This is a genomic window from Sorangium sp. So ce1153 (assembly GCF_051521595.1).
In the GTDB taxonomy this organism is placed as follows: domain Bacteria; phylum Myxococcota_A; class Polyangia; order Polyangiales; family Polyangiaceae; genus Sorangium.
The window spans coordinates 13660361-13674503 of sequence record NZ_CP150361.1 but is presented as its reverse complement, the minus strand read 5'-3'; the positions used below and the strand labels follow the sequence as shown (position 1 = coordinate 13674503).

The 14143-nt window shown below is 70.0% G+C and carries 10 protein-coding genes; 4 read left to right on the top strand and 6 right to left on the bottom strand.

Annotated features, from left to right (window positions below):
- The first annotated feature begins 55 nt into the window (after positions 1 to 55).
- The 4 genes from WME85_RS49805 to WME85_RS49790 all read left to right on the top strand — a co-directional run bounded on the left by WME85_RS49805 (position 56) and on the right by WME85_RS49790 (position 4174).
- Positions 56 to 856 carry an HPF/RaiA family ribosome-associated protein gene (locus WME85_RS49805; protein WP_437832387.1) on the top strand — a complete coding sequence of 267 codons (801 nt, stop codon included), beginning with the start codon at positions 56 to 58 and terminating at the stop codon, positions 854 to 856.
- A gap of 204 nt (positions 857 to 1060) precedes the next feature.
- A complete protein-coding gene (locus WME85_RS49800) occupies positions 1061 to 1654 on the top strand; it encodes an HdeD family acid-resistance protein (protein WP_437832385.1) in 594 nt (197 codons plus the stop codon).
- Positions 1655 to 1754: 100 nt separating this feature from the next.
- The gene (locus WME85_RS49795; protein ID WP_437832383.1) at positions 1755 to 2096 is read left to right on the top strand and encodes an SCP2 sterol-binding domain-containing protein; all 342 of its coding nucleotides are present in this window, start codon (positions 1755 to 1757) and stop codon (positions 2094 to 2096) included.
- A 23-nt stretch (positions 2097 to 2119) separates the two neighbouring features.
- Complete coding sequence (locus WME85_RS49790; protein ID WP_437832382.1) at positions 2120 to 4174, top strand: amylo-alpha-1,6-glucosidase; 2055 nt, start codon at positions 2120 to 2122, stop codon at positions 4172 to 4174.
- A 201-nt stretch (positions 4175 to 4375) separates the two neighbouring features.
- Here the strand turns inward: WME85_RS49790 and WME85_RS49785 are convergent, their stop codons facing one another.
- The 6 genes from WME85_RS49785 to WME85_RS49760 all read right to left on the bottom strand — a co-directional run bounded on the left by WME85_RS49785 (position 4376) and on the right by WME85_RS49760 (position 14139).
- Positions 4376 to 5386, bottom strand: coding sequence for an aldo/keto reductase (locus tag WME85_RS49785; protein ID WP_437832381.1), 1011 nt, complete (start codon positions 5384 to 5386; stop codon positions 4376 to 4378).
- Between the two features lie 75 nt (positions 5387 to 5461).
- Positions 5462 to 6457, bottom strand: coding sequence for a C-terminal binding protein (locus tag WME85_RS49780; protein ID WP_437832379.1), 996 nt, complete (start codon positions 6455 to 6457; stop codon positions 5462 to 5464).
- Between the two features lie 26 nt (positions 6458 to 6483).
- Positions 6484 to 8259: an IlvD/Edd family dehydratase gene (locus WME85_RS49775; RefSeq protein ID WP_437832377.1), complete on the bottom strand. Its 1776-nt coding sequence runs from the start codon at positions 8257 to 8259 to the stop codon at positions 6484 to 6486.
- Between the two features lie 32 nt (positions 8260 to 8291).
- Positions 8292 to 9431, bottom strand: coding sequence for a glucose 1-dehydrogenase (locus WME85_RS49770; protein ID WP_437832375.1), 1140 nt, complete (start codon positions 9429 to 9431; stop codon positions 8292 to 8294).
- A gap of 374 nt (positions 9432 to 9805) precedes the next feature.
- Positions 9806 to 11677 (bottom strand): glycoside hydrolase family 15 protein, encoded by a 1872-nt coding sequence (locus WME85_RS49765; RefSeq protein ID WP_437842583.1) that lies wholly within the window; start codon positions 11675 to 11677, stop codon positions 9806 to 9808.
- A gap of 245 nt (positions 11678 to 11922) precedes the next feature.
- Positions 11923 to 14139: a hypothetical protein gene (locus WME85_RS49760; protein WP_437832372.1), complete on the bottom strand. Its 2217-nt coding sequence runs from the start codon at positions 14137 to 14139 to the stop codon at positions 11923 to 11925.
- Between the last annotated feature and the right edge of the window lie 4 nt (positions 14140 to 14143).

Sequence of the window (14143 nt, the reverse complement as noted above, 5' to 3'; positions counted from 1 at the left end):
TGTAGCGCGCATGGGGCGACCATCCACCGGACGACGTCCGCAGTTCCCTTCCACCGTGCCACGACCGGTCCGGGCGCGCGCCGGGCGCACGCCGGCGGAGCGGACCCCGCTTTCGGTGCGGACCTTCGGCGTCGGCGTCGACGAGGCGACGAGGGCGCACGTGCGCCAGAGCCTCGGGGCGAAGCTCGGGCGGTTCGCGCCCCGCATCGAGCGGCTCACCGTGCGCTTCACGGACGTGAACGGGCCACGCGGCGGCGTCGACGTCGCGTGCGACGTGAAGGTCGTCCTGAGCGGGCGCCCGAGCGTCGTCTACCAGATGCGAGGGCAAGAGCCGCGCGAGGCGATCGACAGGGCCGTCCCGGGGCTCGTGCGGGCCGTGCAGAGCGCCCTCGAGCGCGCGCCGCGCGCCGCATCGAGCGCGCCGGCGCGCCGCCCGAAGCGCGCGCCGCGCGCGGCGAAGCGCAGCGCGGCGGCTCCGGCGGCTCCGGCGCGGCTCGGTCATCCATCGCCCGAGGGCAGCTTCATCGGGCGGCGCGTGGGGCGCAGCAAGGAGAACCTCGAGCGCGCGCTGGAGCGGCCCGAGAAGGCGCGGCGTGACGTTCCGGTCGACACGGCCGCTCCGGGGCGGAGCGCGACCGACCGGAAGGCGGGCGGCGGCTCGACGGCGCGGCGCAACACGCTGCGGAGGGCGCCGAAGGCCAGCGCGGCGCTGGAAGACTCGGCGCGGGACCGCCCCTCGCGCAAGTCGACGCGCAAGAGCGCCAATCGCGCGAAGCAGGGCTCCAAGCTCCAGCGACGCAAGGTCCAGCAGACGACCACTCCGAGCGCCCGGGCCGCGAAGGCGACCGCGCGCTGATCAGGCGGTGCGCTCGCGGCCGCCCTCGGCCGTGACGCCTCCCACGAGCGCCAGGCACGATGTTCCCGCCGGCGCGCTGGCACGGACGATGCCTGAAACGATGCCTGAAGTTGGACGTGGTCGCGGACGTGGTCGCGGCCACCTCGTCCGCGCGCGGCGGGTGACCGACGCGACACGCGTGCTCCACGAACCAGAGGGGTGCCCATGGTCCGTCCGCTCGGAGAGTCCTCGACGCCGCTGCGCTTCGTGCCGGCCGATATCGACGCCGTGCGGGAGAAGCGCGGTTGGTTCCTCGCGCTCGGCGTGGCCTCGATCGTGCTCGGGGTGCTCGCGGTCCTCCTGCCCTTCGTCGCCTCTCTGATCACCGCCATCGTCCTCGGCTGGTTGATCGTGCTCGCCGGCGTGGCCGAGGGCATTCACGCCATCCAGAGCCGCGGCTGGGCCGGCGCCGGCTGGGAGCTCGTGAGCGCCCTGGTGCAGGTGGCGTTCGGGCTTCTCCTTGTGCGCTTCCCGATGACCGGCAAGGTCGCGCTGATGGTGCTCGCATCGGCATACTTCGTCGCCGAGGGCGCGCTCAGGCTCGTCCGCGCCTATCAGCACCGCGGGCTGCGGGGCTCGGGATGGCTCGTGTTCGACGGCATCCTGGCGCTGGCGCTCGGGGTGCTGATCCTCACGGGCGGCGTCACCACCGCCGCGACGGTGCTCGGCTTGCTCGTCGGAATCAGCCTCCTGACCGGCGGCACGTCGATGATCCTGATCGCGCTGGGCGCCGCTCGCGTGCTCCGCACGCGCGCGTGAAGGAGGCGACCTCCGCGCCGCGCAGAGGGGCACACCCCTTGCTCGGGGCAGGAGGCGCGAAGGCCAGGTTGGCAACTCGCACACACCCTTTGGTCTGGTCATGTCGCAAGCAAGGAAGCTCATCAAGGCCCTCGCGGCAGGACGCTACGACGCCCGCCTGCGAGGAATACGGAAGGTATGCGCCGTGCAGCTCAGCGACGACGAGCGCGTCGTCGTGGAGATCGCCGACGGGTCGTTCGGTATCGCGCCCGAAGGCGCGAGCGAGGACTGCCAGCTCTCCTGCTCGCTGGACGATTTCCTGCGGATCTTTCGCGGCGAACAGAACCTGATCACGGCGATCATGCAGGGCCGCGTCGGCGTCCGAGGAGACCTGGGCGTCGCCCAGATGTTCCAGAGCGTCTTCTCCCCGGGGGACCAGCAGACCCCGGAAGTGACACGCTGAGCCACCATCGTCGGAGGGAGCCCATGGAACGGCAAGTGAGCATCCTGGACGGCGGCACGTTCGTCGTCAGCGATCTGCGCGGCAACATCGAGCACTCCGTCAGCCGGCCGCTCGGCCTCTTTCACCTCGATACGCGCTTTCTCTCCGAATGGATCCTGACGATCAACGGCATCGTCCCGGCCGCGCTGTCCACCGACGACGTGCAGTACTTCCAGGCCCAGTTCTTCCTCGTCCCGCGGCCTGCCGCGATGTACGTCGAGTCGACCCTCTCGATCGTCCGGAGCCGGTTTGCTGGCGACGGCTTCCACGAGGACCTCCTGCTCATGAACCACGGCAAGGACCCCGTCGACCTCGAGGTCCGCATCCAGGCCGCCGCCGATTTCGCCGACCTGTTCGAGGTCAAGGACATGCTCCCGAAGAAAGGCGAGCGCTACCACCGTATCGAAGACGATCGGCTCGTCCTCGGCTATCGGCGCGAGCGCTTCGTGCGCGAGACATGGATCTCCGCCTCGCAGCCCGCGCAGCTCGATCCGAGCGGCTTGACCTTTCGGGTGAGCATCGCGCCGCACGGCCGCTGGAGCACGTGCCTCGACGTCGTGGCGGCGATCGACGGCCTCGAGGAGCGGCACGCCCGGGTGAAGTACGCCCATGGCGAGAGCCATGCGCGCCCGAACATCGGCATCAGCCTCGAGAGCTGGATCGACAACGCGCCACGGCTCCTCACCTCGAACGAGCCGCTCGCCCGGACGTACGAGCGGAGCCTCATCGACCTGGCCGCGCTGCGCTTCTTCTCCAAGCTGATGCCGGACGCCGCCATTCCGGCCGCTGGTCTACCGTGGTTCATGGCGGCCTTCGGCCGCGACAGCATCATCACGAGCCTGCAAGCGTTGCCGTTCGTGCCCGAGCTCGCGCGCTCCACGCTCCGCTACCTCGCGCGCCGCCAGGGCAGCCGCCGGGACGACTTCCGCGACGAGGAGCCGGGGAAGATCCTCCACGAGGTTCGCTGGGGCGAGCTGACCGCCTTCGAAGAGCGGCCGCACTCTCCCTACTTCGGCGCTGCCGACTCGACGCCGCTCTTCCTGATCCTGCTGGACGAGTACGAGCGCTGGACCGGCGACGCGGAGCTCGTCCTGTCGATGGAGCACACCGCGCGCGCCGCGCTTCGGTGGATCGACCAGTGGGGCGACCGGGACGGCGACGGGTACGTCGAGTACGACACGCGCAACCCCGGGACCGGCCTGGAGAACCAGTGCTGGAAGGACTCGTGGGACTCCATCGTCTTTCATGACGGCTCGCTCGCGCCGCGGCCTCTCGCGTGTTGTGAGATCCAGGGCTACGTCTACGACGCGAAGGTGCGCAGCGCCCGGCTCGCGCGCGAGCTCTGGCGGGACCCCGAGCTGGCGGCGCGCCTGGAGCGAGACGCGGTCGAGCTGAAGCGTCGCTTCAATCAGGACTTCTGGCTCGACGATCGCGGGTTCTTCGCGCTCGCGCTGGATGGCCGGAAGCGCCGGGTCGACTCCCTGGCCTCGAACATCGGCCACTTGCTCTGGAGCGGCATCGTCGAGACGTCCAGGGTCGAGCGCGTGGTGGAGCACCTCCTCGGACCTCATCTGTTCAGCGGCTGGGGGGTGCGTACCCTGGCCGACGACGAGGGCGGGTACAATCCCATCGGGTATCACGTGGGCACGGTCTGGCCGCACGACAACTCGCTGATCGCGCTCGGGCTCCGGCGTTACGGCTTCAGCGTGGAGGCCGGGCGCATCGCGACGGGCAACCTGGCCGCGGCTCCCTTCTTCCACTACCGCTTGCCGGAGGCGTTTGCCGGGTATCCACGAGAGCTCACCAGGTTCCCGGTCGAGTATCCGACCGCGTGCAGCCCCCAGGCCTGGGCCGCCGGGGCACCTCTGCTCTTTCTGCGCGCCGTGCTCGGGCTGGAGCCGATGGGCAATCGCCTGCTCGTCGATCCGGCGGTCCCTGCCGAGCTCGGGGAGATTCGACTGCTCGACATCCCCGGGCGCTGGGGCAGGAGCGACGCCTTCGGTCGAGCGCGCCCGGAGTCGGGGATCCGGGCGGCGTGAATCGCCACGACGACGGTCAGGACACCGAGCAGGCTGAGATCCCGAGAAAATTAACCACAGAGGCACAGAGGGCACAGAGGAAAGAGGAGAGGGAAGGAGAACGCGTCATTGCTTGATCTCTGTCCTCTCCCCTCTGTGCCCTCTGTGCCCTCTGTGGTTCAAATCTCTTCATTCCCGCGCGTTTGAAGCTGATCGTCGTCGTCAGGCCGCGCTGCGCGCCTCGGCGGGGCGCTCCGGCGGCGCCATGAACTCGGGACCCACCGGGTCGCGCACGGCTCCGGTGAGCACGGCGTCGATGTGGGCGCGGGCTTCGTCGTCGAGGCTCCATCCCATCACATCGTTGATCGGCGCGAGCTCCTCCGGCCGTCGAGCTCCCCAGAGCGCCACCGAGACCCCCGGTTGGTCCAGCACCCAGCGCACCGCGAGCGCGAGCACGCCCCGAGCGTAGCGTTCGCGCGCGAATCGATCGAGGCCCCTCACCGCGTCGAGGTACTGCGCGAAGCGTGGAGGCTGGAACTTCGGATCGGTCTTCCTGAGGTCGTCCCCCTCGAACGCGGTCTTCTCGTCGATCGCGCCGCTCAAGAGCCCGCGGCAGAGCGCGCCGTAGGTGAGCGTGGCGACCCCGTTGTCGCGGCACCAGGGCAGGACGTCGCCCTCCGCCTGCCTCTCGAAGAGGTTCAGCGGCGGCTGCGCCGAGGCGATCGGCGCGACGGAGCGGAACCGCTGCATCGCGTCGATCGAGTAATTGGAGACGCCGATCGCGCGGATCTTGCCTTGACGCTGGAGATCGAGAAGCGCCTGGGCCGTCTCTTCGTAGGGCGTTTGTGGATCCGGCCAGTGAACCTGATACAGATCGATGTAGTCGGTGCGCAGACGCATGAGCGAGAGCTCGACCTCCTCCAGGATCTGCTTGCGCGTCCCGTTCCGGAAGAGCGCGTCGCCGCGTCGCTCGAGGCCCACTTTGGTCGCGAGGACCACCCGTTCGCGCTCGCCCCGCTCGGCGATGGCCCGTCCGACGACCTCCTCGGAGTGCCCGAACCCGTAGGCCGGCGCGGTGTCGATCAGGTTGATGCCGAGGTCGAGCGCCGCGTGAATCGTGCGGACCGACACGTCGTCGTCGGCGCCACCCCATTGATACCCGCCCATGGCCCAGGTCCCGAGGCCGACCCGGCTCGCTGGGATCGACACGTCACGAATGTTCGCTCGCTCCATGGTGCACCTCCTCCTTTCATCTCTGTACATTCCAATGCATCCGCCATACCCGCCGGCGCCGGCGAGACGGCGGGCTCAAGCGGCCATGAGGTTCACGGGCGACATCGGCTCCTGTCCGGACAGGACGCGAACGACCTCGCTCGCCGCGAACCGCCGCACGAACTCGATCGACTCTTCCGAGTAGTAGGCAGCGTGGGGCGAGATGACGACATTCTCGAGCGAGAAGAGCGGGCTCGTCGGCCTCCAGTCCGGTCGCTTCGCCGGCTCCTCGGCGATGTCGTCGAGCCCCGCCCCCGCGATCCATCCCTCCGCGAGCGCCCGGTACAGCGCGCCGTCGTCGATGATCGGACCACGGGCGGTGTTGACGAGGATCGCCGTCGGCTTCATGCGCCGGAGCTCGCGTTCCCCGAAGAGACCGTGGGTCCCGCGGGTCAGCGGCGCCTGGATGACGAGGTAGTCGGAGCGCTCCAGGAGCTCGTCGAAGGACACCGGGGCAGCGCCGGCGGCGCGGATCTCGCCCGTGTCGAGATAGGGGTCGTGCGCCGTGACGCGCACGCCGAAGCTCGCCATCCTGGCGGCGATGTTCCGGGCGATCGCGCCGAACGACAGGAGCCCCAGGGTCGCGCCCCGCATCCGGTGGATCGGCCGGCCATCCTGCCAGGACCAGGATCCACCGCGCGTGGCACGATCGTACGCGGGCAGCTTGCGGGCGAGCGTGAGCAAGAGCGCCACGGCGTGGTCGGCGACCTCGTCGGCGCACCAGTCGTTCGGCGCGTTGGTCACGCGGATCCGACGGCGGGTCGCCGCCGCGACGTCGACGGTGTCGACCCCGGTGCCGTACCGAGCGATGACCTGGCAGCGCCGGAGCCCCGAGATGGCTCGCCCCTTGACCTCGGCGTACTGCGTGAGCACGCCGACGGCGTCGCGCGCGACGGCCACGACGTCCTCTTCGGTCTTGCACTGCGCGGCGACCAGCTCGAAGCCGGCCGGCTCCACGAGGGAGCGCTCGATGTCGACGTCGCCGAAATCGTGGTCCAGCACGACGACCTGCCCCGTCCGTTCCACGCTCATGGTCCTTACCTCCGTTCCCGTGCCGTTCAGTGTGAGTGGCGAGGCTGCCCGCGAAGCTGAACGAGGTGCTGGTACCGGACGGCCGGCTCGAAGCACGCGCCGGTGGACAGGGGACCGACCGCGCTCCGGTAGATCTCCTGCCATGGCGTCTGGCTCTCGAGCTCCGGCAGCTTCAGGGACTTGCGGCGCTGCTCGATCTCGTCGTCGGAGAGCAGCACGTCCACCCGACGCCGGCGCAGATCGACCTGGATGAGATCCCCCGTCCGGATCAGCGCGAGGCCGCCGCCCACCGCGGACTCGGGCGACGCGTTCAGGATCGAGGGGCAGTCCGAGGTGCCGCTCTGCCGGCCGTCGCCGAGCGTCGGCAGTGACATCCCCTCCCGGACCAGCGCGTCGGGCGGCTGCATGTTCACGACCTCCGCGGAGCCCGGATAAGCGATGGGCCCCGTGTTGCGCATGACGAGGATGCAGTGCTCGTCGATCCCGAGCGACGGATCGTTGATGCGAGCGTGGTAATCCTCCGGCCCCTCGAAGACGATGGCCCGCGCCACGAAGACATCGGGGTGCGCGGGGTCCGACAGGTAGCGGCTACGGAAGATCTCTCCGATCACGCTGCTCTTCATGACGGCCGACTCGAAGAGGTTCCCGCTCATGACGAGCAGGCCGGCGGCGCGGAGCAGAGGCTCTCCGTACGGTCGGATCACGTTGCGGTCGGCGACGACGGCGCTCGCCACGTTCTCACCCGCGGTTCGCCCGGACACGGTGAGAGCATCCCCGTGGAGACGGCCTGCGCGGAGCAGCTCGTTCATGACGGCGGGCGCCCCTCCCGCGCGATAGAAGTCCTCTCCCAGGAAGCGCCCGGCGGGCTGGCAGTCGACGAGCAGGTGGACGTCTTGCCCGACCCGCTGCCAATCGTCGTTGGTCAGGTCGACCCCGGCGTGGCGCGCGATGGCGTTCATGTGGATGGGGCAGTTGGTCGACGCGCCGATCGCGGAAGCGACGGCGATCGCGTTCTCGAACGCCGCCTTGGTCATGATCGCGCTCGGCGTCAGGTCCTCGTGCACCATCTCCACGATCCGGCGCCCGGTCGCGTAGGCCATCTGCGCCCGCTCCCGATAGGGCGCCGGGATCGCCGCGCATCCGGGCAGCGACATCCCGAGGGCCTCGGCGAGGACGTTCATCGACAGGGCCGTCCCCATGGTGTTGCAGTGTCCCGCGCTGGGCGCCGCCGCGGCGACCATGTCCATGAACTCCGTGTAGTCGATGCTGCCGGCCGCCAGGAGCCGGCGAGCCTCCCAGATCACGAGCCCCGAGCCGGCGAGCCTCCCCCGGTAATATCCGTTCAACATCGGCCCGCCCGAGAGCACGATCGCGGGCAGGTCGACCGTCGCCGCCGCCATCAGGCAGGACGGCGTGGTCTTGTCGCAGCCCGTCGTGAGGACGACGCCGTCGAGCGGGTATCCGAAGAGCACCTCCACCAAACCGAGGTACGCGAGGTTCCGGTCGAGGGCCGCGGTGGGCCTCTTGCCTGTCTCCTGGAGGGGGTGCGCCGGGAATTCCAGCGGGATCCCGCCGGCGTCACGCACGCCCTCCTTGACCCGGACGGCGAGGCTCAGATGATGGCGGTTGCATGGCACGAGGTCGCTCCCCGTCTGGGCGATCCCGATGATCGGGCGGCCGGACTGGAGCTCTCCACGGGTCAGCCCGAAGTTCAGGTAGCGCTCGAGGTACAGCGCCGTCATCTCCGGATTGGTCGCGTCGTCCCACCACGCCTGGCTCCGCAGCCTTCGCTTCTGGTTCATCGCTCACCTCCCTCGACGAGGGGCACCACGGCCTACCCAGCAGCCCGAAGCCCTTCGTCGCGCGTCGCCGTTCCGGCCTCTGCGATGTGGATCACCGTCTTCACGCCGCCCCCCGCTGCTCGCAGCAAGGCCGGCGCCTCGTCGAGCGCGATCCGCCGCGCGATCACCCGGCGCGCGGCGTCGGGAAACAGGATCAGGAACTGCTCGAGCATCCGGACGGCCGCCTCGTAGGACTTGCGGCCGGCGTTCACGGTCCCGAACATCAGCTGGTTCTGGAGGACGAAATCGCGCATCAGGCCGGAGGCGTCGAAGTCGATCGCGGGCCCCGGCGCGGGGATGCCGGTGAGGATGAACGCGCCGTTCGCCGCCAGCGCGGGGAGGGTCTTGAACGCGAACCCCGGCACGCCGACCGCTTCGATGATCACGTCGAACCGCCCGAGGCGCCTCACCAGCCCCGGGATGTCGGTGGACTCGCTCGATACGTAGTCGGCGCCGATGCTGCGCACCAGGAGCGCCCGGTCGCCGTCCGCCGGCTCCCTCGAATACACGACCGCCCGCGTTCCGTTCGCGACCAGCCCCATCGCCGTGAGCACGCCGATCGGTCCGGCGCCGAGGACCAGGCCCCGCGCCCCGTCAGCGTCCCATGGCAGGCGCGTCAGGGCGGCGTCGAGCTGGTCGAACGCCTTGGCCACGACGCTCAGCGGCTCGACGAGGACGCCGAGCTCGCCGACAGCCGGAGGGACGGGGACGAGGTAGCGCTCCTCCTCGACGAAGAGCTCGGTCATGAAGCCGCCCGCCCCGCAGATGCCGCGCTCGATGAACTCGCCCGTCGCGCAGAAGTCCTGGTGCCCGACGCGGCAGGCCGGGCACTCGACTCTGGTACAGGGCCGACGCACGGTCGGCACCACGAGATCTCCGGGACGAAGGCGGACCACGCCCTCACCCGTCTGCACGACCTCGGCGAGAGCCTCGTGTCCCAGCACGAGCCGGTCCGTCCCTGCCGGGGCGGACCCGTACGTGAACGCGGCAATCTCTCGGTCGGTTCCGCACACGCCGACTGCCAGGGTGCGGAGCAGCGCGTGCCCGTACGCCAGCCGGCGAGCATCCGGTTGGTCTTCCTCTTCCACCAGACGCACCACCCTCTCGGCCATCAAGGCAGCGACCGACTTCACGCGTCCCCTCTTCCTGCGGGCACCTGCCCGCTCGTCGTCGTGCGTGCCAGGCGGGGCACGCCGGCGATGGGTCCCATGGGTCGTTCGTATGGATACGGCAAGCCCGTGGCGAGCACCCGCCGGTAACCACCGCTCCGGAGAAGGCGGTCGCTCCCCAACGTGAACGTGCGCGCACGGGCGCGAGGCGGTGAGCTTTCTCGTTCGCTCGCGTTGGACCGGATCTGACGGGACTCGACCGGCCGCTTGCCTTGCTGTCGCTGGCGACCGTCAGCTGCGAGGCCCTCGTCGATCACATGGGGAGAAGGCATCATCGGATGCGTGGCGCCGGCGACGTTGCGTTGCCCCTGCTGGTCCCCGCACATGCCGACCGTGCCCTACGCCGCGGATGGCAACGAGACTTCCTTCCCGGCTTTCCTTGCGTCGATGATGTGCGCGGTGTTGACGACCCCGACGTGAGAGAACGCCTGTGGGAAATTGCCGAGCTGGCGGCGCAGCTCGGGGCTGTACTCCTCGGCGAGCAGGCCGACATCATTGCCGAGGGAGACCAGGCGATCGAGGAGCGCCTCCGCCTCGTCGAGGCGACCGACCATCGCGTAGTTGTCGGCGAGCCAGAAGCTGCAGATGAGGAAGGTCGCTTCGTCCCCCGGCAGGCCGTCCACCCCCGTTTCGGTCGCGTAGCGCAGGACGAGGCCGTCCCGGGTGAGGCCCTTCTCGATCGCCGCGACGGTGGACAGCATGCGGGGATCATCGGCGGCCAGGAAGCCCATGTGCGGGATCAGGAGCACGCTGGCATCGAGCGCCTCCGAGCCGTACGATTGCGTGAAGGCGCCGACGCGCGTGTTGAATCCGCGCGCGAGCAGGTCGCCGCGGATCTCCTCGCGCAGCGCGCGCCAGCGCTGGAGCCGCTTCTCCAGTCGATGCTGTCCGCCTACACCGAACTCCTCGATCATGCGTACGGCGCGATCCACGGCCACCCAGGTCATCAGCTTCGAGTGCGTGAAGTGCAGCTGCTTCCCCCCGCGTACCTCCCAGATGCCTTCGTCCGGCCGCTGCCAGGACCTCTCGACGAAGTCCACGATCTCCACGATAGGGTCCCAGATGTGCGGCAGATCTGGCAGGCCGTGCGCGTGGGCATCGTAGAGCGTGTTGAGCACCTCGCCGTAGACGTCGAGCTGAAACTGATCGTATGCGCCGTTGCCGATCCGCACCGGTCTCGACTCCTCGTATCCTGGGAGCCACGGCAGCTCGATCTCGGTGAGCCGATGCTCCCCGGCCACGCCGTACATGATCTGCAGCTGCGCGGGGGCGCCGGCGACCGCGCGCATGAGCCAGTCGCGCCAGGCCTGGGCTTCCTCGAGGTACCCGCCGCGCATCAGGGCGTCGAGCGTGAGCGTGGAGTCGCGCAACCAACAGTAGCGATAGTCCCAGTTGCGAACGCCGCCGAGCTCCTCCGGCAGGGACGTTGTCGGCGCCGCCACGATCCCACCCGTGGGCGCGTAGGTGAGCGCCTTCAGCGTGAGGAGCGACCGCACGACGGCGTCACGCCAGCGGCCCTGGTAGCGACAGCGGCCCGCCCACTCTCGCCAGTGACGCTCGGTTCGCGCGAGCTCCTGCTCCGCGTCGACGGGGTGGGCCGGCGCGTGTTCATGGGACGGGTAGAACGTGAGGGTGAACGGCAGGCGCTGACCCGCACGGACGACGAAGCTCGCCTCCAGGCGGGCGGCGTTCCAGTCGGGTTCGAGCGGCGCCGGGCTGCTCAACGCAAGCGCGGCGGGTCCAGACGTGAGCGTCGCTCGGCCTCCGTCACACTGGATCCACGGGATCACGCGGCCGTAGCCGAACCGCGCCCTCAGATCGGAGTGCATCGGGACTTCGCCCTCGATGCCTTCGACGATCCGGATGACGTCGTGCTCGACGACGCCATGGGCGCCGTCGGCGAGTCGGGTGGCCTCGTGCGCGGCGACGCCTGGGGGCATGAAGTCGATCAGGCGCGCGCGGCCGCTCTCACAGGTGAACTCGGTCTCGAGGACCAGCGTGTCCCGCCGATAGCGCCGCTCCGAGCTGCGTATCGCCGTGGCTGGCCGGATGGTCCAGTAGCCGTGGTCGTTGCGTCCGAGCAGCTTCGCGAAGCACGCGTCTGAGTCGATGCGTGGCAGGCAGAGCCAGTCGAGCGAGCCGTTACGTGAGATCAGACCGACCGTGGTCGTGTCACCGATGAGACCGTAGTGTTCGAGCGGAGCCGGCATCGCTACAACATGCGTGTCCATGCCTGGACCGCAATCCTGGAGCCGAGCGTCCGCCGCCCAGACTGCCTGATCCGATCCGCGCCGGCGGCGCCATGCCGCAGCACGTTCGCTCGCTCAGCGCGAAGGGCTGATGGGCGAGCGACGTGGCAGAGACCCGCAGGCAACGGCTCTCATTGCAACGGAGCGAGGACCGCGGAGGTCCTCACCCGGACACGCATGCAGAGGGCCCTCGGGTAGCCAGCCCGCTAGTTCCCCGCGCTCTCTTCCTTCCGCAGCGGCGGCAGCGGCGGCAGCCCCGGGCGCGGCCGATACCCCGGCTTCCGGTACGACAGGATCGGGATCGCCTCGTTCTTGTACGGCGCGCTCTCCCCCGGCTTCGGGCACTGGTCCCGCACCCAGTAGACGTCGAACGCGACGATCTCGTCCTCCGGCCGCCCGGTGCGCTCGGAGTACCTGAGCAGGTAGTCCTGGAGCCCGGGCCTGCGGAACACCTTGTTCCGGTCGAGCCGGATCCGGTTGAAATAGTCCTGCTGGATCTGCCCGAGCCCGAGCCCCCGCGCGTCCGTGAGGTCGAGATCGGGCGGGAGCCCCGTGAACGGGTCGACGTGCCGCCCGTCGACGGTGATCGCATCGACGGTGATCGACCCGTCCTCGGTGATCGGGTTCGGCGCGAACATCCCCCATCCCTGGAGGAGGCGCGGATAGACGATCGTCGCCTGCACGAGCTTCGGTTGCGTGTGCTTGAGGAAGGCGGGCACGCTCTTGTTCTCGTTGATGGCCTGGCTCACGGCGCAGAGCCCGAGGTACGCGACGAGCGCCTCCCGCGCGATGACCCTGCCGCGGGCGAGCTTCTCCGAGAGCGGCGACGGGCTCTCCGCGGCCGACGCCCTCGCGCGCGGACGCAGCGTCAGCCCGAAGAACCGGGCGATCGCGTCGCGCCGCCGCGACGCCGCCCCGAGCAGCGCGCCGGGCGCCCCGAGGCAGAGCGCCCAGACGAGCGGCCGCGCATAGCGGCCCCCGGGGAGCGCCTGCAGGATCTCGCGCAGCGCCGCGGCGCCCTGGAACACGCGTCCGCCGGCCGCGTCGCTCGCGTCGCGCACGACGAAGAGCTCCGGCCTGGGCGCCGCTCCCCCGGTCCCTTCCCCTCCCCCGGCCCCCTCCCCTCCCCCGGCCCCCTCCCCGGCGGCCTCTGTGCGCGCCTCCTCGAACCGGAGCAGCCCGAGCCCGTCGAGCCGGGCGAGGAGCCGCATCAGCGCGAAGGCGAGCGGCGAGCTCCCGTCATAGACGACGACCCTGGGCTCCGCGCGGCGGCGATACCAGCGCTCGAGCGCGTCCCAGTGCTGCGCCGTCGGGAGCAGGAACGACCAGGCGATCATGAACCAAGAGAACGGGCCGAGGCGCATCATGACCCCGAACGAGCCGTGCAGGCCCCACATCCCCGCCATGGCGAGCGCGCGCGTGGTGCGGCGGCCATAGGGCGAGAGGATCCACGGCACGAGCATCGCCTCGACCATGAGGACGCCCCAGGTCATTCCCTTCTTCGCCCAGAAAGGGATGTACTCCCGCGCGACCACCGCGAGCCCGGTCACCATGCGGTCGAGGTGCAGCACGTAGTGCACCGTCTCGCCGTGACGCCAGATCTGGCCTGATTTGTTGACGACGTTGAAATAGTAGATGGTCACCAGGTTCAGGATCGCGAGGAGCACGATCCCCGAGACGTACGGCTGCACGGCCCACGCGGGGCGGCTCCGGTCCGCGAGATCGGCGGCTGTTCGCTCCTGCCGCTCGCGGTAGGAGCGGATCAGCGCGTCCACCGAGAAGCGCCTGCCGGTCGGCATGAACATGGCCCAGCACGTGATGATGTTCACGACGACGTAACCGCCGTTCTCGATCATCACGATCCGGTTGTCCCTGCTGGTCACGAGGAGGAACGACAGGATCGAGAACAGCCGCGTGTGCCACCCGACGAAGAAGCAGAGGAAGCAGAAGAGCGAGAGCGCGAACGCGACGTGGACCTCTCCGATCGACGAGAACGCGTGATACAGGCTGAAGTTGTATCCGCTGCTCGGGTGGAAGAGGTGATAGTGGTTGGTGAGCACCCCGTCGTTGCTGTAGATCCAGCTCGCCTCGGCCCAGTGGCGCACGCAGTCGCTCGCCAGCAGGAAGCCGAGCACCAGCCGGAACAGGCCGAGGGTGCGGACGTCGATGGTGCAGTAGTGCTCCTTGATCCAGCGCCCCGCGCGCCGGAGGCGGCCCTCGGCCGGCGCCCTCGGGGCTGGAGCGCTGGCCCCGGGCGGCGCGCTCTCTCCGGATGTCGCGCTGTCCTCGGGGGCGCTCTCTCCGGATGTCGCGCCGTCCGCCGGCGCGTCGTCTCCGGCCGGCGCGTCGTCTCCGGCCGGCGCGTCGTCTCCGGCCGGCGCGCCGGTGGCCGCGGCGCTCGGGTCCTCGTCAGCCCCTCGCATGCGA

Excerpts from the sequence above, each read along its gene's own strand:
- WME85_RS49760 (WP_437832372.1), bottom strand. The coding sequence starts at position 14,139 with ATGCGAGGGGCTGACGAGGACCCGAGCGCCGCGGCCACCGGCGCGCCG.
- WME85_RS49765 (WP_437842583.1), bottom strand. The coding sequence starts at position 11,677 with ATGCCGGCTCCGCTCGAACACTACGGTCTCATCGGTGACACGACCACG.
- WME85_RS49800 (WP_437832385.1), top strand. The coding sequence starts at position 1,061 with ATGGTCCGTCCGCTCGGAGAGTCCTCGACGCCGCTGCGCTTCGTGCCG.
- WME85_RS49775 (WP_437832377.1), bottom strand. The coding sequence starts at position 8,259 with ATGAACCAGAAGCGAAGGCTGCGGAGCCAGGCGTGGTGGGACGACGCG.
- WME85_RS49795 (WP_437832383.1), top strand. The coding sequence starts at position 1,755 with ATGTCGCAAGCAAGGAAGCTCATCAAGGCCCTCGCGGCAGGACGCTAC.
- WME85_RS49790 (WP_437832382.1), top strand. The coding sequence starts at position 2,120 with ATGGAACGGCAAGTGAGCATCCTGGACGGCGGCACGTTCGTCGTCAGC.
- WME85_RS49785 (WP_437832381.1), bottom strand. The coding sequence starts at position 5,386 with ATGGAGCGAGCGAACATTCGTGACGTGTCGATCCCAGCGAGCCGGGTC.
- WME85_RS49780 (WP_437832379.1), bottom strand. The coding sequence starts at position 6,457 with ATGAGCGTGGAACGGACGGGGCAGGTCGTCGTGCTGGACCACGATTTC.